This window comes from Photobacterium sp. R1, from assembly GCF_054600795.1.
Genome location: NZ_BAAHZP010000001.1, coordinates 438,388 through 464,267 on the forward strand (window position 1 = coordinate 438,388; position 25,880 = coordinate 464,267).

Here is a 25,880-nt window from a genome sequence, read left to right on the forward strand (position 1 = left end):
GAATTCACAGTTTTACTGAGTTTAGATGAGTTTACAAAAAGAGAAATGTTAAATATTCGTTGAATAACAGTTGTTTAGGTTGATTTCCGAACTGGTGTGATCGTGAGAGACCACCCAGTTTGTGCTGGGACAATTCTGTCTGTGAGCACTGTTCACATGTTAAAAGGCACTTCTCAGAGAAGTGCCTTGTTGTGGTTGCGAATGAGACCGTTTATTTCAGAACATCGACTTCAGATCTTTTATTTCAGATCAAAGCGGTCGGCATTCATGACTTTGGTCCAGGCATGCACGAAGTCATGCACGAACTTCTCTTTGGCATCGGCACCCCCATACACCTCAGAAATGGCACGGAGTTGCGAATTGGCACCAAAGGCCAGATCGACGCGGGTGGCGGTCCATTTCACCTGACCGGTCTGACGGTCACGGCCTTCAAACTCGTCGGCTTCTGCGGTGGTTGGCGACCACTCGATATTCATATCAAGCAGATTCACGAAGAAGTCGTTGGTCAGTACGCCGGGTTTGCTGGTGAAGACCCCCTGTTTTGAGCCGCCGTAATTGGCGTCCAGCGCACGCATCCCCCCGATGAGGACGGTCATTTCCGGCGCTGTCAGAGTCAGTAACTGCGCCCGGTCAAGCAGCATTTCTTCTGCAGGGACGGTGAATTTGGTCTTCAGGTAATTCCGGAAACCATCGGCAACAGGCTCCAGCACATCGAACGAATCAGCATCGGTCTGATCGTCTGTTGCATCCGTCCGTCCCGGTGAGAACGGAACCGTGACGCTGAACCCTGCGGCTTTCGCTGATTTTTCGATGGCAGCCACGCCGCCGAGGACAATCAGGTCAGCCAGAGAGACCGCTTTTTTGCCCGACTGAGCCGAATTGAAGTCTTTCTGAATCCCTTCATAGGTGCTCAGGACTTTCTTCAGCTGAGTGGGCTGATTCACTTCCCAGCCATTTTGCGGTGCCAGACGAATCCGGGCACCGTTGGCGCCGCCCCGGCAGTCAGAGCCGCGGAAGGTGGATGCGGAAGACCAGGCGGTATACACCAGCTCCTGCACGCTCAGGCCGGAGTCCAGAATCGTCTGTTTCAGGCCGGCAATGTCGCTGTCTGAGATTAGTTCATGATCCACCGCAGGCACTGGATCCTGCCAGATCAGATCTTCTGCCGGGACTTCAGAACCAAGATAACGGGCTTTCGGCCCCATATCACGGTGCGTCAGTTTGAACCAGGCCCGGGCAAAAGCATCAGCAAATTCATCCGGATTGGCACGGAAATGTTCGGATATTTTGCGATATTCCGGGTCTTCGCGCATCGACATGTCTGCCGTGGTCATCATGATGTTCACGCGTTTGGACGCGTCTTCCGGATCCGGTGCCTGATTTTTGTCCGTGACATTTTTCACCTTCCACTGATTGGCACCCGCCGGACTCTTGGTCAGTTCCCACTCGTTGCCCAGCAGCATTTCAAAGTAAGTGTTATCCCATTGGGTTGGCGTTGGGGTCCAGGCGCCTTCCAGGCCACTGGTAATGGAATCCCGGCCTTTACCGCTGCCGTGTGCGTTCTTCCAGCCCAAACCCATCTGTTCCATGGGAGCGGCTTCCGGATCCGGCCCCACAAGAGCAGCATCACCGGCACCATGACATTTCCCGAAGGTGTGACCACCGGCGGTCAGCGCGACGGTTTCATAATCGTTCATCGCCATCCGGGCGAAGGTTTCACGCACGTCACGACCGGATGCGACCGGATCCGGATTGCCGTCCGGGCCTTCAGGGTTGACGTAAATCAGACCCATCTGAACGGCTGCCAGCGGGTTTTCCAGATCACGGTCACCACTGTAACGTTTGTTACCCAGCCATTCGTCTTCAGCACCCCAGTAGATATCCACTTCTGGTTCCCAGATATCTTCCCGGCCGCCGCCAAAGCCAAAGGTTTTGAAGCCCATGGATTCCAGTGCCACGTTCCCGGTGAGAATAAAGAGGTCGGCCCAGGAGAGTTTCTTGCCGTATTTCTGTTTGACAGGCCACAGCAGACGGCGGGCTTTATCCAGGTTGCCGTTGTCCGGCCAGCTGTTTAACGGGGCGAAACGCTGGTTACCGGTCGATGCGCCACCCCGGCCATCGCCGGTCCGGTAGGTGCCTGCGGCATGCCAGGCCATACGAATCATCAGCGGGCCGTAGTGACCGTAGTCTGCGGGCCACCAGTCCTGGGAGGTTTTCAGGACGTTCTCAATGTCTTGTTTGACCGTTTTGAGGTCGAGTGTTTTAAATTCTTCCGCGTAGTTGAAGCCTTCACCCATTGGGTTTGACTTTCTGTCGTTCTGATGAAGGATTTTGAGATTCAGTTGATTGGGCCACCAGTCTTCATTGCGTGTACCTGAGCCGCGAAGATTGGTGTTACTGCCGTGCATTACCGGGCAGCCACCTGATGCGGCACCTTTACCATTACTCATACAAGACTCCTTGCTTACCTTGGCATTAAGGTTGGTTTTGACAGTTACCTTTTGGTTTACACACTTGAATATAGTCCGAGTATCAATCGAATAAAGACGTTTTTATCAATAATAGTCATCGGTTTTTTCAATCGCAGATATCTGGATACAGCCAAAGTATTGGAGTTTGTTTGTGGTGAAGATGAGTGAATAAGTTTTATGGAACAAATGTCATAACTATCCTCTCTGTCAGCGCTTATGGAAATGAGGAAATTCGATTAATATGTGAAAAAATTCTGACATTCTACGGATATGTTTAAAAAATCTTTATCTTATATCGGTTTTTTTTATGATCACTTGCGTGATCTTGTACGCATTTATTTTTCTGTTTAACATCATTGCCATTCCTTTTTTATCTCTGTGATTTGGCAGTGTGCTGAATTTTTTTGCTTTTTATTTTTCTTTCATTAATTTACTTGCCTCAATTGGGTCGTTTCTGAGTTACTTGAAATCAATCCTCTTCAGGAAAGAGGAGAGGGGTTTAATTTATAAATCTATACACGGCTTGATTGTATTTTTGTTGTTTTCCGGATCTGGGGTAGGGGCGTTTTATTTGCTGTCTGGGAATTTTATGCGCAAGGATAGCTATATCATTGGGGTCGGTGTGCTTTCTGAATCCAGTAAAGAATTGTTATTTTCCGTCTTATTGTTTGGCGGGATTATTTTGGCGTTTTATCATTCGTTTGGTCTTATCTTCAAAATTTTAAGGTTGATAAAGTAATCTTATTTTTGCCTATCAGATGGAATCTTTTGGCTCATTATTGTTGACGTTATTGCTGGTCGCGCTGCTTTGATTGGGTTTAGTATCCAGGGTGAAGTTGTGAACCTTTGCTGGCTATCAAAAAAGACTTATTTGTTCACTCCGCGCAGTTAGCGGCGGTGCTCAAGGTTAGTTTGAGATACGGGAATCATTCTCACATGAATTGAAGGCAAAGTTGGCGTGAACGATGACCAAATATGACGTGGTTCTTATCGCTGAGATGATCGCTCAAGCGTTATCCATAGAATGAATGTCTATGCTGCATTTCATAAAAGAGTGCACAGACAATTGAAAACAGAACAAGAAGGAAACGAAATTGCAGCGATTCCCCAAAGGATAAGCATGTTGCGAGGTTGCCTCGTACGATTCATGCAGCTACACGAGGATGTGATCGCTTTTTATTCGATTGATGAATGGTGTCAAGCAAATGATCGCTGCTATTGGTTGAGTACCTCGACAAGCGAGGTGATATTTCATGAGCTCTGTATGACGAAATATACGATGTTTTTTATGCGGTACATTATTCATGGGAAATAGGTTTAAAATTTTAAACTTTTTGTCGCCTAGAAAACGAGAATTTTACAAGTCTCGGAATCAAGATGGAAACGATTGCAAAATTTTTTTTAGTCTCACTATTGATAGTTATCGCTGGATTTATATTCACAAACCCTTTTGTGTTAATGTGCCTTGGGGCGATTGTTAACCTATTTTTCTTTCTTGGTGCCGCCAATCTGTATTACGAACCCATTAAAGACTTATTTGATCAGACACCCAAGCAGCCGAGTCGACATAAAGATTCATTTTTTGTTCATGTTTTTTCTTTGATCCCGGGGCTTGCGCTCTTACTTGTTGGGTTTGCAATTTATTATCTGTTTTCTTACCTGTATTTGCACACCCCTCAGTACCATAGCGAGCGGGTCTGGTCCGGCACTGTTCAGGTTGTCAGAGCCACTTCCAAGGAAGTTGCTGATTCCAATAAGATGTTCTGGTTTGTTTTCTTTTATGTTATTGGTGGAATTCTTTCGCTTAAAATTGTCACAGGAGGGAAATCAGAAGATCAAAATTTCGCTCCCGGTAAAAACCATCATCATTATCAGCCGCCCACACAAGAAGAGATTGAAGCCAAAAGAGAAAAGAAACGCCGGAATCTTGAGAACCGGAGGAAGCGGAGTAAAAAGAAGAAAAAGTAAAATTTGTGCCCGTTATTACTGCAGCTTCGAGAGAAACTCAGTTTATGATTCGAATCAGAAATCTTGTCAAACAGAAAAAGCGCAGCATACAGAAGCGCAAATGAGGCGCTTCAGTGTGGATGACCGATGTGAAGCTGAATGATTCGAGACAGTTGGTGGATCGCTTGGGTATGCCGCTCATCCAGTTCAAATGACGTATTCAACCTGAGACAATGATTAAACTGGCTGCCGGGTGAAAACATGTTGCCGGGGGCAATGGTGATGTTTTCCGCCAGCGCCTGCGCGTAGATCGCCATGGCATCCGCCTGCTGCGGCAAGATCAGCCAGACAAAATAACTGCCTTCAGAGTGGATCATCTGGACGGAAGCGGGGAGTGAACGGGCAAGAAGCTGGCACATCCCTTTTTTTCTTTTGTCCAGCGTGCGTCTGAGTTGCTTCAGATGATGCTCATAATTACGCGTATTCAGATAATCAACCAGTGCGAGCTGGATCGGCACGCTGGTTGTCAGCGTGCTCATTAACTGAAGCTTTTGAATCTCCAAAGCCCTTTTGCCAGCAGCAACCCAGCCGATGCGGTAGCCCGCAACCAGTGATTTTGAGAATGACGAACACAGCATCACATTTCCGGTGGTATCGAAGGTTTTAGCCGGTATGGGTTGCTCTGTACCTGAATAGAGTTCGTTGTACACATCATCTTCTATCAGCGCGACCTGATATTTCTGCAGCAACGCAATCAGGCGCCGCTTTTTCGCTTCAGTCAGGGTAAACCCCAGCGGATTCTGCTGGCTGGTCATCAGCCAGCAGGCTTTGACCGGGTGAGACTGAAGCGCACGCTCCAGCGAATCCAGATCAATCCCGGTGTGCGGGTCAGTCCGGACAGACAATGCCTTGAGTCCGAATCGTTCTATTGACTGCAGCGCGCCATAAAATGTCGGCGATTCAACAACCACCCAGTCGCCGGGCCGGGTCACGGCCTGAAGGCTCAGGTTCAGGGCCTCGAGCGCGCCGGCTGTAATCACGATTTCATCCGGTGAAATATTGACGCCCTTTGCTGCATAGCGCTGGGCGATCATCGTCCGTAATGTGTCATTGCCCGGCGGCAGATTATCAAGGGCATTCGAAACGGGCAGGCTGCGGGCGGCATGCATCAGCGATTTATTGACCTGATGCCGGGGGTAGAGGCTGGGGTCCGGATAAGCAAAACCGAAGTTCACCATATAGGGTTTCCGGCTGGCCTGCAGGACATCAAAAATGAAGCTGTTGATATCGACGGATTCTGCGGTCTCGACGGCTGCTTTTTCTGATTCGGCAACGTTCTGGATGTTGTCGGCCACCGTGTAACCGGAGCGGGGATGGGCTATCAGCCATCCCTGGGATTCGAGCAACTGATAAGCATGCATTACGGTCATCAGGCTCATGCCTGAGTGTTCCGTCTGTTTCCGCAGTGATGGCATGCGTTCTCCGGCACGCCAGATACCAGATTCAATCTGCTGGCGGATCTGTGCCGCCAGTTGTTCGTATTTCGCCAATGTAGGGTCCGGAAAGAAGACAGAACAAGTCGGAAATATAACAATTTTTTAATAAATCTGTTATAGGTTTTGAGCGCTTTTCTGTATCTTTTTTTATTACAGGGTTCTTTCAATATATGCGTACTATATAACGACTCAATAGGAAGCTTATGTTTGGGCTTGATGCTTTCATGCTTGCGCGAATCCAGTTCGCTTTTACGGTTTCTTTTCACATCATTTTCCCCGCAATTACCATTGGTCTGGCGAGTTATTTAGCGGTCCTGGAAGGACTATGGCTGAAAACCCGTCAGGAAGACTACAAAACCCTGTACCACTTCTGGTCGAAAATCTTTGCCGTGAATTTTGGCATGGGCGTGGTGTCCGGACTGGTGATGGCATATCAGTTTGGTACTAACTGGAGTGGTTTCTCTGAGTTTGCCGGCAGTATTACCGGACCGCTGCTCACTTATGAGGTGCTGACGGCATTCTTTCTGGAGGCCGGTTTTCTTGGCGTGATGTTGTTTGGCTGGAAACGCGTCGGCGATCAGCTTCATTTTTTTGCGACCTGTATGGTTGCTCTGGGAACACTCATTTCGACCTTTTGGATTCTGGCCTCCAACAGCTGGATGCATACCCCGCAGGGGTACGAAATCATGGATGGTCAGGTCGTGCCGATCGACTGGTTTGCCGTCATTTTTAATCCGTCATTTCCGTATCGCTTGCTGCACATGACGGTCGCCGCATTTTTGAGTTCCGCGCTGTTTGTCGGCGCTTCTGCAGCCTGGCATCTGCTGAGAGGGAATCAAAGCAATGCCATCCGGAAGATGCTGTCGATGTCGATGTGGATGCTGCTGCTGGTCGCACCGATTCAGGCTTTCATCGGAGATTTACACGGACTCAATACCCTGAAGTATCAGCCGGCCAAAATCGCTGCGATTGAAGGGCACTGGGATAATTCGAACGGGGAGCCAACACCGTTGATCTTGTTTGGTCTGCCGAATATGGCTGAGGAGCGGACAGATTATGCGATTGAGATTCCGGCTCTGGCGAGTGTGATTCTGAAGCACAGCCTGACGGAGCCGATTCCGGCACTGAAAGACTTTCCTGCTGAAGAACGGCCTTATTCTCCGGTTGTATTCTGGTCATTCCGGATCATGGTTGGACTGGGGCTTTTGATGCTGCTGCAGGGCGTGATTGGTCTGTGGATGCGGCGGAAGAACAGGCTTTACCACAATCCCTGGTTCCTGAAATTTACCTTATGGATGGGGCCGTCGGGTCTGATCGCTATTCTGGCTGGCTGGATTACGACGGAAGTTGGCCGTCAGCCCTGGGTGGTGCATGGCCTGCTGAAAACCCAGTCTGCGGTGTCTGCCCATGGTGATCTCCATATGAGCCTCAGTCTGCTCACTTTCTTTGTGGTGTACAGCTTCGTGTTTGGTGTGGGCTATTACTACATGGTGCATCAGATCCGACTTGGACCTGACGGCAATCATGAGGCTGAAGAGCATGATCTGCCAACGGTTTCCGGCCGTATTTAATTGGTTCCGTTATTTGAATGAGTCATTAAGAAAAGGACGCTGTTATGGGTGTGGACTTATCTGTTTTATGGTTTGGCATCATCGTATTCGCCACGCTGATGTACATCACCATGGATGGTTTTGATCTGGGCATTGGCATTCTGATGCCGATGGTGAAAGACAGTCAGCAGAAAGATCTGATGGTGAATACGGTCGCTCCGGTGTGGGATGGCAATGAAACCTGGCTGGTGCTGGGCGGTGCCAGTTTGTTTGGCGCCTTTCCGCTCGCTTATGCCGTGATCATTGATGCACTGACGATTCCGCTGACGATCATGCTGATTGCGCTGATTTTCAGAGGAGTGGCTTTCGAGTTTCGCTTTAAAGCGCTGCCAGCCCATCTTGGATTTTGGGATAAGGCGTTTATGGTGGGTTCCATCGTGGCGACTTTCAGCCAGGGTGTGGTTGTGGGGGCTGTGATTGAGGGCTTTCCGGTCACTGGACGGCAGTTTGCCGGTGGTGCTTTTGACTGGATGACGCCGTTCGCGATGTTCTGCGGGCTGGGTTTGGTCGTCGCCTATGCGCTGCTGGGCAGCAGCTGGCTGATCATGAAAACAGAAGGAGAGATTCAGGCATTGATGTACCGGGTGACGCTCAAAATTTTGGGGGTGCTGTTGCTCATCATTGCCGTTGTCAGTGTCTGGACGGCACTGGCACAGGAAGCGATTTCAGCACGTTGGTTCAGCCTGCCGAATCTGATTTATTTTGCGCCGGTACCTTTGCTGACGGTGTTTCTGGCAAAAGCGGTTCTGCTCTCGGTACAAAAGCAAAAAGAGCGTCTGCCGTTTGTGATGTCTCTGGGGATCGTTTTTCTCGGGTTCAGCGGGCTCGGGATTAGTCTGTGGCCCAATATTATTCCGCCGGATATTTCCATCTGGGAAGCCGCTGCACCGCCACAGAGTCAGGGCTTTATGCTGGTGGGCGCTCTCTTTATTATCCCGTTCATTCTCGGGTACACCTTCTGGAGCTATTCGGTGTTCAGCGGCAAGGTGACTGCGGAAGAAAGTTATCATTAATGAACAATCACTAAATAGCAATCACTCAAAAGTGAGCACGAATAAACGAGCACGCAACAATGATTTTGCACTATGAGACAGGGAATTTATCCGGATAAGGAGAGACAGATGTTCAGAGAATCGTTTCGGCAGTGGTTGTGGCTGGCAGGCATCTGGGGTGCCAGTGTGGCGGGACTGGCTTGTATATCCTGGTTGTTTCGTTTGCTGATGAGCAGCGCAGGCTTAACGACTTAACGGTAAGACAGGGAAAACCAATAATCCGATGGCTCGCAGCCATCGGATTGATTTCACTGAAAAATCAGGCTTTTTTCAGTTTTTTCTTCAGCTTTTTCAGCTTGTCGGCGTGCTTCGCCACTTTCGCTTTACGGACTTTGATTTCTTTCTTCAGTTTTTTCGCTTTCTTAGACACATTTGCCATTTTTCTTTTCTCCTGTTCATACAACGATTGATTAGAAAATGGCTGACAGGAAAGGAACTGCTTTTCGCCTTACATATCAACCGGGTCATTCAGACCACATGCACGAGATGAGGAGGTCACTCTGTTTGTGCATTTTCTTTCACAAACTGGCGGATAAATCGACGCACTTCACGTGCTGCACTGGTATCCAGTGTTTCACACAGCGCAACAAATGCATCCCGCTCTTCACTGTTGATTCTGATGATGAGCTGGCTGTCTTTCTTGCCTGTTTTCGATTTTTTGGGTTGGACCATTCAGGTTCACTCGTCATCGTGCATATACAACGTATATACATTCGCTATCTGTCTGGCAAATCAGCCCGTCGAATTTTGCGATCTCAGACAAGTGTTGTCTGCATATGCTAAATGTGCTGTTTCCCTTTGTCGCCTAGCTTAAGCGAACACATGAAGGGCAGATGCCTGATTGATCTGATCGTTTGAGACGTTTTTTGAGGGTGGCGTGAATACATATTTTGTGATGAAGAAGGGGTTACAGTACAGTGCCCGGGAAAAAGTCAGCCCGGATGAGCTGAAGGGGCAGTATGAAGCCTGTCGTGAAGCAGGTATGTTTTTAGCCGCAGATTCCGTACTGGCGGCTTCGGAAGAAGATGCCATCAGACATGTGAAGACCCTGACCAATCAAACTCTGGTTGCGGCTTCAATCGGGTGTCTGAATGCATTCTCTATGCTGGTGGTGGATTCACCGGTGAATCTGGCGCTGATGCTGATTGTGTTCGGTTATCTGTTTGTTGCCTCCAAAAAGACCAAAGCGTTTGAAAGTGAAGATTTAAAAGCACTGCGTAAAATTGCACGCTAGGTATCCGTTTCTCTGAGGGTGAAAGGAACTCAGAGAACGGTTTGAGAACGACATTTTCGATTCACTCAGCCACTGAGGTTCACTATCGTGTTAGCGCTGATTGCAATGGGACTCATTGCTCTGTATTTATTTTTCAGTGAAGACGGCGTGCTCTATGCCGATGCCATCCTTGGCGCAATCGTGACTATGATTTACGCGGGCGTACATTATTATTTTGCAGAAGATGCGCTGCAGATCATTGGCCGGGCTGGTTTCATTTTTACCCTGATACCAATCGTGTCTCTGGGCGCCATCTTATTTCCGAACCTGAATGACAAGTATTCCGAATCCTCGAATATCATTCTGGGATGGATCGGTTTAATTACTTCATTTGTAATGCTGATTTTATTCATGTTGCTGATTTAATTCAGATGAGTAACGTGAACGCTCATCATTGATGGAACACTTTGCGGAGGTTTCTGGCTGGCTGCTTGACGGACGTCACTGACCCGTTTGTTTTTGCTGCATCATGCCACGTAAAATTTCTGTCAGTCCCGGATTTATTGCGCTGAGTGTGTGTCTATACCTTCATCTGGGTATATTCTGCTAGGGATTACAGCCCCTCGCACTGGAAGCAAAAAAGGATCATGGTATGTCGGTTTTGGATAACAATGAGCGTTATGGCAAGGTCAGTCGATTTTTTCATTGGGGTATGACAGTCCTGTTAGCGGCACAATTTCTGACGGCAATCGTCAGATTTCTGTTTGAGGATTCCTTACTCGATAAACTGATGTGGGGAGTGCACAAACCTTTAGGGGTTTTACTGTTTCTGATGATTATCCTGCGTCTCGGCTGGGCGTTTTTAAATCTGTCACGGCGTCCGGCGTCTGTCAGCAAAGCTGCGTTTGTGGGACACAAGGCGCTTTATCTGCTGATGCTGGTGATTCCGGTGCTGGCTTTGATTCGACAGTACGGCTCCGGAAAAGCATTTTCGCCCCTCGGGTTACCATTGATGGACGGCTTTGATACCGGAAAGATTGACTGGATGGTCGGCCTGGGGAATTTCCTGCATGGTGAATTGGGCTGGTTGCTGCTGGCTTTGGTCATCGGGCATATTGTGATGGCGGTCTGGCACCGGATTCGTAAGAGTCATGAGGATGTCATCGCACGGATGTGGCGATAATCACCTGAATCCAAATGCTTTGCTGTCTGCGGCCGATTGGTGCGCAGGCAGCAAGTAACTCAGCAGATAAGCCACTAAGCCCCTAAGTCGTTCAGAAGCTCAGAAGCTCAGCAACATAGTTTGCTCTGCTTAGTTTCCGCTTTTCAAACCACATCCTCCTCATCGCCTGATTGATCTATTTCATGAAAGCCGGGTTCCCTTCATCTCACTGACCCAAATCTCACTGTGAAACTGAGTGCATTGTTTGTAAGATAAGCCTTCCTCAACCCACCACAGAGAAAAGTATGTCTGACGCGATTTTGGAAAATACGGAACAACTGGGATCGATTAATCGGAAGGTCGTCGCCGAAGGTGAGAATCTGCCGGCAGTGAAACTGAAAGATGGCAGTACTGTGCAAACCGGCACGGTGGCAACCATGCTTCACAATATTGAGCTTTACAACGCAGGTCAGCGGGGGGCGGTAGAGCAGGAACTGGCACTGGCGATTCCGACCTTGGTCAAAGTCGGATTGTTTGATTTATTCGGACCGGATGAATGGATAGCCGGCAATAATCCGGGTCGTCGGTTTGTCGGCCAGAAAGCGAAGCAATATTTAACGGCTCAGCCAGCCAAGTAAGGGAATCGTCATGTTCAACACTCTGTTCGAATATAAGATGTGGGCAAATCGCGATATGTTTGAGGCAGTCAGTCGCATGCATGGCGGTTATCACCGCGGGGCCGTCGGCCGCATTCTCGCGGATTCAGATATTCAGCCGCCTGCAGACACGCTGGCTGGGTTCTGGCATCAAACCCAGCCGGAAAGACGGGAACCAAGACGAGAACAATAAAGAGGACAGAGTCGGGCTGAATGGAGGGGATTCAGCGCCAACCTTGTTGGCTGGAATTTTCTGTTGCTAAACTTAATTCAGGCAATGGAATGACACGGCTGGCAAAGCGATGCATGAATACCTTCAGCTCGACACGCACGATGATATTTATTTCCTCTCTGACCCCCATGGCCAGTTCGGGTTAATGCAGGACGTACTGGATAAAGTGGGATTTCGTTTTCCGGAAAACGGTAAAGTCAGGGATCGGCTGTTTATTCTGGGAGATCTGATTGACCGCGGGCCGGATTCATTACGTCTTCTTCAGACCGTTCAGCAGAACCCGGCGTTTTATGCGATTCAGGGTAATCATGAACAAATGGCGATGCAGGCCATCCATGAAGGCAGTGATAAAGCCTTGTGGCTGATGAATGGCGGTCGCTGGCATGAAGACTGTGATCAGGAAACGCTGTCGGAGATGCTCACCTTCGCTGCCAGTCTGCCTCTTTGTTACACCCTTCAGATTAACGGCCATCAGATAGGACTGGTACACGCCGGTGTTCCCGAGCCTTACGACTGGCAGGCGTTTACCCGGCAATGTGATGCGGGATGTCTGACCCACGAAGACCTGACCTATGCGCTGTGGGACAGAAAAGCATTTTCCCATGACCCGGATACCAACATTGCTCATATTGATGCCGTGCTGATGGGGCATAACATTGTGTCCGGTCTGAAACCCAAAGTCTGTGGCAACCGGGTTTATATTGACGGTGCGATGTCGATGGGTGATCGCGGCATGTTGCTGAGGTATCGCCGGGGCGGTGAAGTACTGGAGCTCTTTCAGGAATTTGCATTTTTGCGGGAAAAAGACTCCGAGCATCTGGTATGGATTTAAGTCTCGTTTCTGCATTTTTCACCCGTCACTCCAATACATACCCACCATACCTGACGGCATCATGATGGCTGCCTGTCCGTTACCGACCAAGATTTGTCCGGTCTGCCAAAGGCCATTTACCTGGCGTAAAAAGTGGCGGTATTGCTGGGAACATGTGAAGTATTGCTCTGAACGCTGCCGAAGACACAAGTCTGAAAGACACCAGGAAAACCAGTCTGACGGATAGTACTTCGGCCGGTTTCAGTCAGTCAGATCACAATTGTGATACATCTTTGTAAAGAATGCTGAAAAGTTCTGACCTGAATCAAATGTGATTCTCCTTCCAATTTTATGATGTGCATCGGTATTCATTTACTCACATCAACTTTGGCCTGCATGCAGGATGGCATGAGGGACAGGGACAAATAAGAGAATCATCATCACAATGACAACTTATTCAGAAGAACAAAAGACCTACAGTGATCACCTGAACCTGATTTCGACGACGGACCCGGAGAGTCATATAACGTACACCAATGACGATTTTTGCGCCGTGTCTGGCTTCACGCCGGAAGAACTGCTCGGTTATCCCCATAATATGGTCAGGCATGAAGATATGCCCAAAGCGGCGTTTGCTCAGATGTGGCAGTACCTGAAGTCGGGCAAAAGCTGGATGGGACTGGTGAAGAACCGCTGTAAGGATGGCCGCTATTACTGGGTCACGGCATTTGTCACCCCGATCCGAAATCAGGACGGTGAAGTGACGGAATATCAGTCGGTCCGCACTGCGCCTTCAAAAGATCAGGTGAAACGGGCGGTGTTGTTCTATCACTCGCTGAAACTGGGCAAGGTCCGGGCGGTGCCTCGGCTGAGTCAGCAGAAAATGATGACTGTGTTTTGGGGAATACAACTCCTGCTCACCGCAGGGGGAGTGGTGTTTGATGTGCCTGCGTGCTTTGTTGTGAGTATGTTGCTGGGTGCGGGCGGCTTGTGGCTTTCATATCGCCAGGGACGACGTCTGGCCGCAGTCACACAGTTTGCAAAAGCGGCGTATGATAATCCGCTGATGGAAAAGGTGTATACCGGTCATGAAGATGATTTTTCTCCCTTTGAGCTGGCATTGATTAAAAAAGGGGCGGAGCTTCGGGCGCTGGCTGCGAGAGCAGAAGGCACCTCAGCCGGTATTTTATCCGCCGCAGAGGAAGAACTGGCGACCGTTCAGCATGTGGGCAATACACTAGAGTTGCAAAGTCAGGAAACGGATGCCATCGCGACGGTGATCAGTGAACTGACTCAGTCGATAAACGACATCGCTGTTGCGGCTTCTGCAGCGCAGTCGCTGACGGATGCATCCAGAGAAGCCACCCAGGAAGGACTGGGCAGTATTCAGCAGACGATTGCGGCGGTGAATGCACTGGACCAGGAGCTGGAAGATGCGCAATCGGTGATTATCGCCGTGTCAGAAAGCAGCCAGAAAATCGACAGTATTCTGGAGGTGATCACATCCATTGCAGAGCAGACTAATCTGCTGGCGCTCAATGCAGCGATTGAAGCTGCCCGGGCCGGGGATGCCGGAAGAGGATTTGCCGTGGTGGCCGACGAAGTCAGGCATCTTGCAGAGAAAACCCAGTCCTCAGCCGGGGAAGTGCACACCATGATTGATCAGCTTCAGTTGCTGGTGAAACGCTCGGTCAGCGCAATAGAGCAAGGCAATCAGCTGTCCGGAGAATGCAAACAGCGGGCGGATGAAACCGGTGAAGTCCTGCGGTTGATCTTTGACTCGCTCGGTCAGGTAACCGGAACCAGTAAGGAAATTGCCTCTGCGGTTGAACAACAGGCTCTGGTGAGTCAGGACATCAACCGGAAGATCGTCAACATCTCTGAGCTGTCCAGAGAAACAGCAGCGATCTCAGAAACGTCTGTGCAGCGTACCCGGCGTCAGGTTGATGGCATTGATGCGTTGAATCGTCTGATTGCTCGTTTTATGCATTAATGCCAGGGTGCGTATATTCATTGGTTGATGTGCGTGAGGGGAAAGAATCGTGTTGAGCTGCATGAAAGAGGGTTCAGGGAGAATCTGTCATGAATGAAACGTATGCCATTGCCATTCACGGCGGTGCCGGGGCGCTGTCCAAAGGCAAACTGACACCGGAACAGGAAATCGAAATTCTGTCGGTGCTGTCAACGATTGTGGAAGCAGCCCGGCAGCATCTGGCTGCGGGCGAGTCTGCGCTGAATGTGGTTCAGCAGGCCGTCCGCAGTCTGGAAGACTGCCCCTGGTTCAATGCCGGACATGGGGCCGTGCTGAACAGCGACGGCGGTCATGAACTGGACGCAGCTATCATGTGCGGGCACACGCTGGCGGCTGGTGCGGTCAGCGGAATCCGTTTCAGCCCGAACCCGGTGGATGTCGCCCGTGCGGTCATGGAGAATTCTGAACATGTGTATCTGGGCGGGGAAGGGGCTGAAGCATTTGCGAGGGCACAAGGCCTGCCTCAGGTCGACAATCACTGTTTCACCACCCCGCTGCGTCGCCAGCAGCTTGACACCGCCAAAGCGGCTGAAGCCGTCATACTGGAGCCGACGGCCAGTGACTACAAATACGGCACCGTGGGCGCCGTTGCACTGGACCGGAAAGGGCATCTGGCCGCTGCGACTTCAACCGGCGGGATAACCAATAAGAAGTTTGGCCGTATCGGTGATTCTCCGGTGATTGGTGCCGGGACTTATGCCAACGACCTGACGTGTGCCGTTTCGGCAACCGGTCATGGTGAGCATTTTCTGCGTCATGTGGCCGCACACAATATCGCTGCCCGAATGCAGTTTGGCGGACAGACACTGTATGCTGCGGCCACTGCCGTTGTTTTTGAAGACTTGCCGTCAACCGGCGGAGAAGGCGGGGTGATTGCCGTCGATGCCAGGGGAAATCTGGTGTTATGTTTCAATACGGAAGGCATGTACCGCGGGTGGGGCAATTATGAACAGCCGGCTCAGTCGCGGATTTATGAGGACTGATGTGGACTCAGAGTCGGATGATGTCGCATAGTAAAGCGTGGTCCTGGATGACCTGCTCACTGTATTCCAGACAGGCATCGGTTAATGCTTTGTCGTGTTCTGGCAGCAGCTCAACCATGAAGTGTTCGAAGCGCACTGAACGCCGGTCACCGCGTGAATGTGCCAGGGCCAGGGCGATACCGCAAGCATTCGCGTATTGACAGAATGCCTCACCGGGATGTTTTTTCTGAAGGATTAATGACTCAGGTTTCACCGACAGGCGGGCATGGTGGCGTGAGCGAACCAGCCATTGTTTTTTCCTCCAGACAACTTCATCGAGCAGTAAATCCGGGCGTCGCTGCAGCTGACGCTGGCAGTTCGCGGCAAGATGAGCCGGGTTCAGGGTATTCACCGGGCTGACATCCGGAAAAGCAAGCGTGGGGGACGCCGGGCATTGCTGTTTCACCTCAACAATGTGGCAGAGTGACAAATCATGAATATCGTGTAACTCAGCCGGGCCGACCAGAAAATAATATCGCTCGGCATGGTTTGCGCCGATTCCTGCGCCCAACCGCGCCACAATATCGAGGATCTCATCATCCAGATATGGACGGAAAGTGGTTTCCAGTGCCAGATAGTCCTTTTCATGGAGCCGTTTATATTTGAATGGGTTCTCGGTAAATCGTAATTTTCCGTCTTCAAATATCGTCGACTTCGCCAGTTGGCTTTTTGTATAAAAATCGTCTCCTCCTGCGGCACGCTTAGCTGCTTTTCGGCAGCAGGCATTGAGGACATGGTCATGATCAAACTTTTTCAGGACCTGATATCTCACGTTTTCATCTTTGAGAATGCGCTTGAGGGTATTGCGGTAAGCAGACAGGAATGTTTTGCAGGCGGCTTTCACATCATCTTCCTGAATGCTTTTCAAATCGTCAGTGATTTCAATTTCATCGGTCAGGTATTGGCCGATCAGTAACCCCCGGCCCAAATCCCCCGCGAGTGACAGGCTGATCAGGAAGCGGGCCAGGTCCCAGATGCCATAGCCAACGCAGGCATCGTCAAAGTCGTTGGGGGAAAAGATCACCTGATCTCCATGAGACCCTTCTTCGGTCAGAAAGCCAAAGTTCGCCAGATGGCAGTCGCCCATGATGATGGTTTTGCCGGGGCTGGCGAGCAACATGTCGGGTAAAGTCAAGATGCCGGTTGCCAGATCGGCATAGAACAATTGTGCCGACCCCCTATAAAACTGGTACGGGTTCAGGGTCATTTTGATGTGTTTGTCGAGCGTTTTGACCGGAGATGGGGCGACACCGTCTGTCAGACTCAGTTGAGTGCTCAGAATCGATTGTCTGGATATCATGAGAACCGCCTGTTGCTGTAGCCGCAGTGGTTAGAGTATTGATGAAGCAGAGGCGGGAAAGTGACTCAGGAGCAAGGATGGGATACAAAAAAGCCGGGGAAGTCCCCGGCCAGATATGAATTATTCGGCGATCGCCTGCTGTTCCTGCCGGTCAAGAACGGCTGGTTTAGCTGTTGAGCCCTGACGGATCATCACGGTCATCGACAGGAGCACTGTAACGACGCCGTAGCTGATTTCTTCCCAGGGTACCAGCTGACCGGTAAAACGGTTCACGAGCAGAACCAGAACCGGGATCAGGTAGGTGTAGGCCGACACTTGCTCCGGTGCCAGTGCCACGCTGCCCTGCTGGAACAGGAAGAAGCTGATTGCGGTGGCGAATACGGCCAGATAGCCGATACCCAGCCAGACATCTCCCGGAATTTGCGTCCACTCGGTCTGAATCAGCTGGGGTGCAGTTGCCACCGTCAGCAGACCAGTGGCGCAAATCAGGGTCCAGCAGGTCAGATGCACAAACGATTCACCTTTGTAGCACTTCTTCACAATGATGGGGTTCAGCGCCATGCCCAGACAGCCCAGCAGATAAATCTTGTTGGAGGTGGTCATGGCAATAGAACCGGCAGCCGACAAGTCGCCGCGGAAAATGATCAGACCGGCGCCCAGCATCCCGCCCAGCAGAGAAAGTGTCACGGCCAGTGAAGTCCGACGCTTAAAGATGACGGCCGCCAGTACAGCACTCATCAATGGGACGGTTGTATACAACGCACTTGCATCTAACGGGCTGGTGTCGCGCAGGGCGATAAACATGGCAACGAAGTAACTCAGCGCCGGAAGGCTGATGAGCGTATAACGACCCAAATCTTTCGCGGAAGGAATGCGGAACTGTCCCTTCACAACAAGTAGTCCGACAAACAGTAAGCTGGCCAGCAGATAGCGCACCCAGGTGACGATCAGCGGATCCATGGTGGCTGTAATGTGGCTGCCGATCGGGAAAGACAGGCTAATCAGTACAGTGAAGAAAAATAACTTCAGGTGTGAAATCTGGTTCTGGGACAACATTCAGTTTCTCTATGACTAAGAATAATGCCAAACGGAGTGTATTTAACCAAAAGCTGACCTTTAAGACAAGAAAATTTGACCCGTAAGTTAAGTGAAAACTGGCAAGCAAAGCTGCCACTTTGTGATCTCAGGAAGGGTGTTTGTAGTAAATTTACAAAAATTTCGGGTTTATCTCTTTGAAAAAGGGATACACAGGCCGGAAGCCGAAAATGTGCATTGTGTGTCTTATCCCTGACATGCTTTCGTCACCCCAGTGTCATATGCCTGATGAAAAATTATTGTCTTTTGAATCAGTTAAGGAATGACGATGAAAAGTAACATAAATTGGCTGGCACTGGCTGTGACGGCTGGTCTGGCACTGATGTCTGCAATGTCTGACGCAGCTTCAGCAAAAGCGGACAACTCCTGGCGTTTTCAGCGCATCAGTGCGTTCCCGACTTATCTCAATCTTCCGGCGACTCTGTCCGGGCGGCATGAGACATCGGCAGAAATTATTGCAGCCACGGATGACCAGCGATTTGTGTTGTATACCGACAGCCCTTCAGAAGGTGTCGGGATTGTGGATCTGGGCGATCCGCGTCAGCCAAAGCCAGCGGGTTTCTTCGCACTGGATGGTGAACCGACGTCGTTGGATGTAACGCTGGATTCGGCATTGATTGCTGTGAATACCTCTGAGAGCTACGCACGACCGGGCGGCTATCTCGCGCATTGGCGGATTTCATCACAGCAGGAAGTGTCTCGTTGTGATTTGGGCGGGCAGCCGGACTCGGTCGCCATTTCGCCGGATAAGTCGTTTGTGGCCGTGGCGATTGAAAATGAGCGGGATGAAGATCTGAATGACGGCAAACTGCCGCAGTTCCCAGCGGGTGGTCTGGTGTTGATGCCACTCAAATCCGGTGTGCCTGTGTGCGATGAAAAGCGTTGGGTCAGCCTGACCGGGCTGGCGAAAATTGCTCCCGCTGATCCAGAACCGGAATTTGTTGCCATTAATGCTCAGAATCAGATTGTGGTGACATTGCAGGAAAATAATCATCTGGTCATTGTCGATGGCCGAAGCGGTCACGTGGTCAATCATTTCTCTGCGGGGGAAGTGAATCTGGATCATGTCGATATCAAAGAGGAAAAAGCCCTGCATTTTGATGGTTCGCTGCATCAGGTCCGTCGGGAACCGGATGCGGTGAAATGGCTGGATGATCATCGCTTTGTCACCGCCAATGAAGGAGATTACAAGGGCGGCTCCCGCGGGTTTACGATCTTCGATACAACCGGAAAAGTGCTTTATGAATCGGGGATGGATTTAGAACATCGTGCCGCGCTGGCCGGGCATTACCCGGAGAAACGTTCTGAAAATAAAGGCATTGAGCCGGAAGGGCTGGCGGTTGGCACCTTCGGTGGTCAGCAGTATATCTTTGTGTTGTCTGAACGTGGTTCGGTTGTCGGGGTATATCGGGACACCGGTGCTGCACCGGAGTTTGTTCAGTTGCTGCCGTCCGGGATATCACCGGAGTCAGCGGTTGCACTGGCTGGCCGGGGATTGTTCGTGACGGCCAATGAAACGGATTTGGGCGAGGAAGGCGGAGCGCGTGCCCATGTCATGGTGTATGAGTGGCGTCAGGGCGTAGCGGCGTATCCGCAGATTCAGTCGGTGATGCACCGTGGTCAGCCAGTTGGCTGGGGTGCTCTGTCCGGGCTGGCTGCCGATGAACAGCATCCGGGACGTTTGTATGCCGTGAATGATAGTTTCTACAAAAAACAGCCTGCAATTTTCCGGATTGATGCCCGCCGGCGTCCGGCTCTGATTGAGGAGATGATTCCGGTAACCCGTGACGGGAAGACTGCAAAGGGGCTTGATCTGGAAGGGATCACACCGGATGGAAACGGCGGTTTCTGGCTGGCCTCTGAAGGCAACCGTCAGAAAGCGGTGCCACATGCTTTGTATCATGTGAATGCTCAGGGTGAAATTCTGGCGCAGGTCGATTTCCCCGCCCGGTTGCTGGAAAATGAAACCCGGTTCGGTGCTGAGGGGCTGACCAAAATTGGTGATGTGCTGTGGGTTGCGATACAGCGTCCCTGGAAAGATGATCCCAAAAATACCACCAAACTGCTGGCGTATCATTTGAAGGAGAAACGTTGGCAGGCCGTCCGTTATCCGCTGGAAGCCGTGGAGAACGGCTGGGTCGGGTTGTCTGAAATTGCTGCTTATGGTGATTCTCTGTATTTGATCGAGCGGGACAACCAGATTGGTGAACAGGCGGTGATTAAACAGATCACCCGAGTCCGGCTGAAGGATCTCAATCCTGGTGATCTCGGTACTGAATTACCGCTGGTTCGCAAAGAAGTGGTTCGTGATCTTTTACCTGACCTGAAATCAAGCGGCGGGTATGTGGGGGATAAAGTTGAAGGCCTGACTTTTGACATTACCGGACAGGCATTTGTGGTCACTGACAACGATGGGGTAGATGACAGTTCAGGAGAAACGCTGTTTTTCTCACTGGGAAATTTCAGTACCGCGCAATAAATCTGACTTCGGATATTCCCGCGGATGAACAGAACAACTGGCAGCAGGGGCTGCCAGTTTTGAGTCAGGCTCAAAAGATAACGAATAAACGCCACGGGTTGAATATCATTTATTCTGGATAACAAAGTGACCGCATTAATTCATTGCATATCAAAGTATAAGCATACTTGATGAAATTTTTCTTCAATGAGTTGTAACCAATGAATATAAAAAAAACAGCACTTCTGTTTTGTGTCCAGTTGGCGGCGTTTCCTGCTTTTGCTCAAGATTCAGTCACGGTTGATTTAAGTTTTCTGCCCAATCAAACATTCACTTTAGAAGAAAACCTCAATGTAGAAATGGATATGGATTATCAGGGCCGGAAAACACCGGAATTGATGATTTTTCTCAGTGCGATACCCAATGATCTGAAAATGAGATCTGAAAAAGTAGTGAAACTTTCTACTGCAGATGTTGCCGCAGACGGCTCTGTTCCAATTGAAATGAATATTCAGAAGTTTCGCAATTTCTCTTCTGAAAATGGGTCTGCCATGACACTGATGAATCAACAGCCGTCTCCATTCGAGGGAGTCAGCTTATTAGCAAAGCATGCTGAAAATGGCGAGATTCATTATGAAAAAACACTGAGTGATTCCGGCGTGAAATTTGATGATGATGACGTGATTGAATTGCTGCCTCAGGCAATGATGTACGCCGACCTGAATCAAAAGACATTTGAAGTTGGTGAAACACTTCCTGTCAAAATGCCAATTGATGAGCTGGCCGATCATCAAATCAGTGAGTCTGTGAATGTGCTTTTTACACTGAAGAAAGTTGAGGATCAGAAAGCTTATTTCGATCTGAAGGTAGAGCCGGAGACAGCGCTGGATATTCGCAGCGGGACGAATGCTGAGCTTTCGGGTGGCGGAATGATGATTTATGACATCAAGCATCACTATATTCCGGAACAAAATACGCGGTATGTTCTGAATACTTCCACCCGTGTTGAAATTGGACGTTTGGTCTTGAAAGCATCGACAGAAATCTCAACCCAAGTCACACTGAACTGATCCCGCGGCTGAATAAAAGCGGACCACAAGTGATGCACAGGCGATTGCGCCTGTGCACTCAGATCGGACCGATGAGTTATGCATTGACCCTGGCATTGCCGAAATGCTGTCTGATGAAGGCTTTGATTAAGTGGATAAAGTCTTTTTCAGCCAGTTTGGCACAACGCAGGGTTTGCTCATGAGAAAGCTGAACATCACTCAGGCCCTCAGCCATATTGGTAATGGCGCAAACCGCCAGGACCGGCAGGCCACAGTGTGCGGCTGATATCACTTCTGGCACTACAGACATACCCACCACATCACCACCGATGATTTGCATCATGCGGATTTCAGCCGCGGTTTCAAAGTTGGGTCCGGTATAGGACACAAACACGCCGTCATTGACAGGGATGCCTTCACTCACGGCAACGGCTTTGGCTTCTGTGCGCAAGTTTTTATCGTACGCATTGGCGAGACTGAAAAATCTCGGGCCGTACTGATCATCATTCGGGCCAGTCATGGGTGATTCCGGCATTGTGTTGATGTGATCATTAAAAATGACCAACGAACCCACATCAATGCGCTCCGGACGGAGCGAACCTGCCGCATTGGTGACTAAAAGGAATTCACAGCCCAGTCGTTTAAAGGTACGAACCGGGTTGGTCATGACTTTCATCGACTGATGTTCGTAATAGTGGCCACGTCCTTTCATGCAGACGACCTCGGTACCGAACATTTTCCCCAGCACCAGTTCGCCGGAGTGGCCTGCCACGGTACTGACGGGAAATCCGTCGAGAGACTCATAGGGGATCACGACACGCTCTTCCAGCTCATCTGCAAGAACGCCCAGACCTGAACCCAGAATAAAGGCAGCTTTGGGCTGAAAGCCGGGTTTTCGGGCATAAATGGTTTCTAATGCATGGTTTACCGGATCGATCGACATATCAGGATTCCTTGAAGGTATTTGATGGGACAGAATGACTGTAGCCGAATATTTGTTCCGTAAAAATCGTTAAAAATAGTTTGATTGTTCTGATATTCAGCACAGAATGGTGGTGAAACCAGAGCAGGGCACTGAGCATGAAAACAGGCATCAAACGGAGTCAGCACGTCACCCTGAAAATGCTGCGCTATTTCCGGGAAGTAGCACAGAGCGGGCATTTCACTCAGGCAGCCGAACGGCTCAATATCACCAAGTCACCATTGAGTGCTCAAATCAAGGCGCTGGAATCATTGCTGGGCGTTGCGTTGTTTGAACGGGACACCCGTAACGTCACGCTGACGGCGGAAGGCAAACAACTCTGGCAGGAATGTGTGCGGATTTTTGACACAATCGACGTGTCTCTGAATCGGGTACAGCAGGTTGGCAGAGCGCAGGCATCCACGCTGAATATCGGTTTGATGAGTTCTGTATTCTGGGCGGGATTTGGTGAGGCCATCCGGGCGTTTCAGCAACAATATCCGGAAATCAGGATCCAGTTGCTGGAAATGGCGCCGAAAAAACAGAAGCAAGCTTTAGCTAACCACAGTATTGATATTGGCCTGGTTCGCTACGCAGATACTTTGCATTGTGACCCTCTGGGTGTGAAGTCTGTGTTCCGGGAAGAGATGCTGGTGGTGGTTTCGGATCAGCACCCGCTCAAGTCCCGAAAGGCGATCTCTGTCCGCGAATTATCAGAGGAAGCCTTTGTGTTGCTTCATCAGGAAAACTCGGCTTCTTCTCAATATATGATGGATTTATGTAACGCGCAGGGGGTGTCGCTGTCAATTCATCAGCAGGTGGTGGAGCCGAATACGCTGATGGCAATTGTTTCAGCCAGTCCGTATATCTCGATCGTCCCTGCCAGTTACCGCAATCATCCATGGCCGCACGTTTGTTTTATCTCATTGAAAGAGAGCATTTCCGCAGATATTTGTGCTCTGTTGCCGGATGCCGGTCCGTCTCCTTCGGCGATGTTATTTCTGGATACAGTCTCGGCGTTTTTAACTGAAACACAGTAAAGACAAATGAAATGACTGTATTTACTTTTATAAATCAAACGGATGAACGCATCAGAATGTATTGGTGCATCACTTGCTGATATACTCCCGGGTTGTGCATTTTTGTTCATATATAAATGAGTGGTGACAATGAATATCAGAGCAGTCTGTTTCTTGCTGATGACGGGGTGGATGGCTTTTCCTGCGAATGCGCAGCAAGAGATTACCCTGGAGTTTTCTTACATGGAGAACACTGTATTTACGATACAGGATGAACTGAAATCACAGATGTATATGAACTATCAGGGAAATAATGGGCAGATGCCGCCGCAGCTGGTCGGAAAAATGCCGAGCATTGCGGATAGCAGAGTGGAGAAGCTTCAGAAATTCACGACCGGAAAAGTCGCCGAAGATGGCTCATATCCGGTGGAAATGGCGATCCTGAAAAACCGGCAGTTCGTTTCGATGAATCAGGCTGAGATGAAGGAAGTGCCGCAAAATGAAAACTCCATGGAAGGCGTGATCTTCTCTGGTCGCCGGACCAAAGATGGCAAATTCATCTATGAAGGTACACGAGGGAAGCCAATCAGTGCAGAGCAGAAGGAAATCATCAAAACTGTATTTTCTCAGCTCGGTTCATTGAATGAACTGAACGGGAAGAAAATGAAAGTGGGTGATACGGTTTCAATGGACGTTCCCACCGCTTTACCCTTCGGTCAGGGGCGCAATGCGACCATGAATACTAAAACGTTGTTTACTTTAAACAGAATCGAAGAAGATCTGGCCTTTTTTGATGTCCGTTACCAGATAGAGGTCAGCACCGATGCGGGCAAAGGACTATCGGCGAGTGGCGGTGGCGATGGGTCCATCATTTATCACACCAAATTACATTACATGTCGAAAATGGATACCCGGATGGTGATGGAGATGTTTATTCCGATGGGTGAAGGACGGATGGCAATCAAGTCGACGACGGAAAACCATACGGTCACCACACTGAACTAACCCTCAGTCTCCAATGATCACGGTCGTGGCTCATCAAAACTGATATTGGTGAACGCTGGTGCATGTGCCAGTGTTCACAAATCCTCAATTCAGACGACGACCGATCATATTCAATCTGGTGAATATTGATCCAGATCTAGGCCCGCCCGAAGTCTTTCCTCAACAATGGCTTTTCAATAACGTATAAGGAGCCGGATAGATGAAAGCTGCTGTTGTGAATGAATACAAAGGGAAACTGGTCATTAAGGACATCCCTGTCCCCGCTGTGAAACCCCGCGATGTGCTGGTGAAAATTCATGCTTGTGGTGTGTGCCATACCGATCTGCATGCCTGTCACGGTGACTGGCCGGTGAAACCGAAAATGCCGCTGGTTCCGGGACATGAAGGGGTGGGCGAAATTGTTCAGGTGGGCAGTGAGATCCATCATCTCAAGATTGGCGATCGTGTCGGTGTGCCCTGGTTGTATTCGGCTTGCGGCCATTGTGAATACTGTTTGTCCGGACGGGAAACCCTGTGTCTGGATCAGCATAATGCCGGTTACTCCGTGGATGGCGGTTACGCAGAATACTGTCTGGCGCATGGTGAGTATGTGGTGAAGATCCCCGAAGGTCTGTCTTATGTCGATGCGGCACCCTTGTTCTGCGCTGGTGTCACTACCTATAAAGCACTGAAAGTGGCCGAGGTAAAACCGGGTCAGTGGGTGGCTGTGATTGGTGTAGGCGGATTGGGGCATCTGGCCGTGCAATATGCCAAAGCCATGGGCATGAACGTGATTGCAGTAGATACCGGTGCGGAGAAAATGGCGCTGGCAAAAGAGCTGGGTGCAGAGCATTGCATCGATTTCATGAAAGAAAAACCATCGGAAGCGATTCATCGTCTGGTGGGCGGCGTGCATGGTGTGGTCTGTACCGCGGTTTCCAAACCTGCGTTCGAAGAGGCGTACCGTTCTGTCCGTCGTGGCGGCAGCTGCGTACTGGTTGGCTTGCCGCCGGATGAAATGCCGATTCCGATTTTTGATACCGTGCTGAACGGCATTAAAGTGATTGGTTCGATTGTCGGTACCCGGCAAGATTTGCAGGAATGCCTGCAATTTGCCGCTGAAGGCAAAGTGAGAGCCATTACCGAAGTCAAAGCGCTGGAAGATATCAACGATATTTTCGATGACATGATGAAAGGTGAAATCACAGGCCGGATTGTGATGAATCTGGAATCCTGAATCCGTCGTTTCTGATTGCTATATCCCCCTCAGGTGAAAGCCGAGGGGGATTTTTTTGCCCGCAGCTAAAAAT

At 50.0% G+C, this 25,880-nt stretch carries 24 protein-coding genes; 18 read left to right on the forward strand and 6 right to left on the reverse strand.

Features of this window, described 5'->3' with window-relative positions; all coding sequences use genetic code 11:
- Nucleotides 1-239: 239 nt before the first annotated feature.
- The gene (gene katG, locus ACYP03_RS02100; RefSeq protein WP_330959780.1) at nucleotides 240-2,450 is read right to left on the reverse strand and encodes a catalase/peroxidase HPI; all 2,211 of its coding nucleotides are present in this window, start codon (nucleotides 2,448-2,450) and stop codon (nucleotides 240-242) included.
- A 1,398-nt stretch (nucleotides 2,451-3,848) separates the two neighbouring features.
- Here katG and ACYP03_RS02105 point away from each other — a divergent pair.
- Nucleotides 3,849-4,439, forward strand: a complete 591-nt coding sequence (locus tag ACYP03_RS02105; RefSeq protein WP_330959779.1) for a hypothetical protein — start codon at nucleotides 3,849-3,851, stop codon at nucleotides 4,437-4,439.
- A 110-nt stretch (nucleotides 4,440-4,549) separates the two neighbouring features.
- Here the strand turns inward: ACYP03_RS02105 and ACYP03_RS02110 are convergent, their stop codons facing one another.
- On the reverse strand, nucleotides 4,550-5,968 hold the full coding sequence (locus tag ACYP03_RS02110; protein WP_330959778.1) for an aminotransferase-like domain-containing protein: 1,419 nt from the start codon (nucleotides 5,966-5,968) through the stop codon (nucleotides 4,550-4,552).
- Nucleotides 5,969-6,117: 149 nt separating this feature from the next.
- Between ACYP03_RS02110 and ACYP03_RS02115 the strand changes: the two genes are divergently transcribed.
- The 3 genes from ACYP03_RS02115 (at nucleotide 6,118) to ACYP03_RS02125 (ending at nucleotide 8,771) form a co-directional block, all read left to right on the forward strand.
- A complete protein-coding gene (locus ACYP03_RS02115; protein WP_330959777.1) occupies nucleotides 6,118-7,485 on the forward strand; it encodes a cytochrome ubiquinol oxidase subunit I in 1,368 nt (455 codons plus the stop codon).
- A 44-nt stretch (nucleotides 7,486-7,529) separates the two neighbouring features.
- Nucleotides 7,530-8,537, forward strand: coding sequence for a cytochrome d ubiquinol oxidase subunit II (gene cydB / locus ACYP03_RS02120; RefSeq protein WP_330959776.1), 1,008 nt, complete (start codon nucleotides 7,530-7,532; stop codon nucleotides 8,535-8,537).
- Nucleotides 8,538-8,645: 108 nt separating this feature from the next.
- Nucleotides 8,646-8,771, forward strand: a complete 126-nt coding sequence (locus tag ACYP03_RS02125) for a DUF2474 domain-containing protein (RefSeq protein WP_248139536.1) — start codon at nucleotides 8,646-8,648, stop codon at nucleotides 8,769-8,771.
- Nucleotides 8,772-9,071: 300 nt separating this feature from the next.
- On the opposite strand, the gene ACYP03_RS02130 is transcribed toward ACYP03_RS02125, so the two are convergent.
- Nucleotides 9,072-9,248, reverse strand: a complete 177-nt coding sequence (locus tag ACYP03_RS02130; RefSeq protein WP_330959775.1) for a hypothetical protein — start codon at nucleotides 9,246-9,248, stop codon at nucleotides 9,072-9,074.
- A gap of 205 nt (nucleotides 9,249-9,453) precedes the next feature.
- Here ACYP03_RS02130 and ACYP03_RS02135 point away from each other — a divergent pair, with 205 nt between their 5' ends.
- From ACYP03_RS02135 to ACYP03_RS02175, 9 genes are all read left to right on the forward strand, one after another.
- A complete protein-coding gene (locus ACYP03_RS02135; protein WP_248139539.1) occupies nucleotides 9,454-9,810 on the forward strand; it encodes a hypothetical protein in 357 nt (118 codons plus the stop codon).
- 87 nt (nucleotides 9,811-9,897) lie between these two features.
- Nucleotides 9,898-10,215, forward strand: a complete 318-nt coding sequence (locus tag ACYP03_RS02140) for a hypothetical protein (protein ID WP_459778305.1) — start codon at nucleotides 9,898-9,900, stop codon at nucleotides 10,213-10,215.
- A gap of 226 nt (nucleotides 10,216-10,441) precedes the next feature.
- The gene (locus ACYP03_RS02145; protein WP_459778306.1) at nucleotides 10,442-10,972 is read left to right on the forward strand and encodes a cytochrome b; all 531 of its coding nucleotides are present in this window, start codon (nucleotides 10,442-10,444) and stop codon (nucleotides 10,970-10,972) included.
- 284 nt (nucleotides 10,973-11,256) lie between these two features.
- Nucleotides 11,257-11,589, forward strand: a complete 333-nt coding sequence (locus tag ACYP03_RS02150; RefSeq protein ID WP_330959774.1) for a DUF7709 family protein — start codon at nucleotides 11,257-11,259, stop codon at nucleotides 11,587-11,589.
- 10 nt (nucleotides 11,590-11,599) lie between these two features.
- The gene (locus ACYP03_RS02155; RefSeq protein ID WP_459778307.1) at nucleotides 11,600-11,800 is read left to right on the forward strand and encodes a hypothetical protein; all 201 of its coding nucleotides are present in this window, start codon (nucleotides 11,600-11,602) and stop codon (nucleotides 11,798-11,800) included.
- Between the two features lie 109 nt (nucleotides 11,801-11,909).
- Nucleotides 11,910-12,671, forward strand: coding sequence for a metallophosphoesterase (locus ACYP03_RS02160; RefSeq protein WP_330959772.1), 762 nt, complete (start codon nucleotides 11,910-11,912; stop codon nucleotides 12,669-12,671).
- Nucleotides 12,672-12,732: 61 nt separating this feature from the next.
- The gene (locus ACYP03_RS02165) at nucleotides 12,733-12,897 is read left to right on the forward strand and encodes a DUF2256 domain-containing protein (RefSeq protein WP_330959771.1); all 165 of its coding nucleotides are present in this window, start codon (nucleotides 12,733-12,735) and stop codon (nucleotides 12,895-12,897) included.
- A gap of 198 nt (nucleotides 12,898-13,095) precedes the next feature.
- Nucleotides 13,096-14,643 carry a methyl-accepting chemotaxis protein gene (locus tag ACYP03_RS02170; RefSeq protein ID WP_330959770.1) on the forward strand — a complete coding sequence of 516 codons (1,548 nt, stop codon included), beginning with the start codon at nucleotides 13,096-13,098 and terminating at the stop codon, nucleotides 14,641-14,643.
- Nucleotides 14,644-14,732: 89 nt separating this feature from the next.
- The gene (locus ACYP03_RS02175; protein WP_330959769.1) at nucleotides 14,733-15,665 is read left to right on the forward strand and encodes an isoaspartyl peptidase/L-asparaginase family protein; all 933 of its coding nucleotides are present in this window, start codon (nucleotides 14,733-14,735) and stop codon (nucleotides 15,663-15,665) included.
- Between the two features lie 7 nt (nucleotides 15,666-15,672).
- Here the strand turns inward: ACYP03_RS02175 and ACYP03_RS02180 are convergent, their stop codons facing one another.
- Nucleotides 15,673-17,004 carry a DUF2252 family protein gene (locus tag ACYP03_RS02180; RefSeq protein WP_459778308.1) on the reverse strand — a complete coding sequence of 444 codons (1,332 nt, stop codon included), beginning with the start codon at nucleotides 17,002-17,004 and terminating at the stop codon, nucleotides 15,673-15,675.
- Between the two features lie 120 nt (nucleotides 17,005-17,124).
- Nucleotides 17,125-18,060, reverse strand: coding sequence for a DMT family transporter (locus ACYP03_RS02185; protein WP_459778309.1), 936 nt, complete (start codon nucleotides 18,058-18,060; stop codon nucleotides 17,125-17,127).
- A gap of 301 nt (nucleotides 18,061-18,361) precedes the next feature.
- Between ACYP03_RS02185 and ACYP03_RS02190 the strand changes: the two genes are divergently transcribed.
- Together ACYP03_RS02190 and ACYP03_RS02195 are read left to right on the forward strand one after the other, a co-directional pair.
- Nucleotides 18,362-20,578 carry an esterase-like activity of phytase family protein gene (locus ACYP03_RS02190; protein WP_459778310.1) on the forward strand — a complete coding sequence of 739 codons (2,217 nt, stop codon included), beginning with the start codon at nucleotides 18,362-18,364 and terminating at the stop codon, nucleotides 20,576-20,578.
- Nucleotides 20,579-20,778: 200 nt separating this feature from the next.
- Nucleotides 20,779-21,627, forward strand: a complete 849-nt coding sequence (locus tag ACYP03_RS02195; protein ID WP_459778311.1) for a hypothetical protein — start codon at nucleotides 20,779-20,781, stop codon at nucleotides 21,625-21,627.
- A 76-nt stretch (nucleotides 21,628-21,703) separates the two neighbouring features.
- On the opposite strand, the gene xapA is transcribed toward ACYP03_RS02195, so the two are convergent.
- Entirely contained in the window at nucleotides 21,704-22,549 is an 846-nt protein-coding gene (gene xapA, locus ACYP03_RS02200) for a xanthosine phosphorylase (RefSeq protein ID WP_459778312.1), read from the reverse strand.
- Nucleotides 22,550-22,686: 137 nt separating this feature from the next.
- Between xapA and ACYP03_RS02205 the strand changes: the two genes are divergently transcribed.
- The 3 genes from ACYP03_RS02205 (at nucleotide 22,687) to adhP (ending at nucleotide 25,807) form a co-directional block, all read left to right on the forward strand.
- Complete coding sequence (locus ACYP03_RS02205) at nucleotides 22,687-23,607, forward strand: LysR family transcriptional regulator (protein ID WP_459778313.1); 921 nt, start codon at nucleotides 22,687-22,689, stop codon at nucleotides 23,605-23,607.
- A gap of 129 nt (nucleotides 23,608-23,736) precedes the next feature.
- The gene (locus tag ACYP03_RS02210; RefSeq protein ID WP_459778314.1) at nucleotides 23,737-24,591 is read left to right on the forward strand and encodes a hypothetical protein; all 855 of its coding nucleotides are present in this window, start codon (nucleotides 23,737-23,739) and stop codon (nucleotides 24,589-24,591) included.
- A gap of 199 nt (nucleotides 24,592-24,790) precedes the next feature.
- Nucleotides 24,791-25,807: an alcohol dehydrogenase AdhP gene (adhP, locus tag ACYP03_RS02215; protein WP_248139565.1), complete on the forward strand. Its 1,017-nt coding sequence runs from the start codon at nucleotides 24,791-24,793 to the stop codon at nucleotides 25,805-25,807.
- Nucleotides 25,808-25,880: the final 73 nt, after the last annotated feature.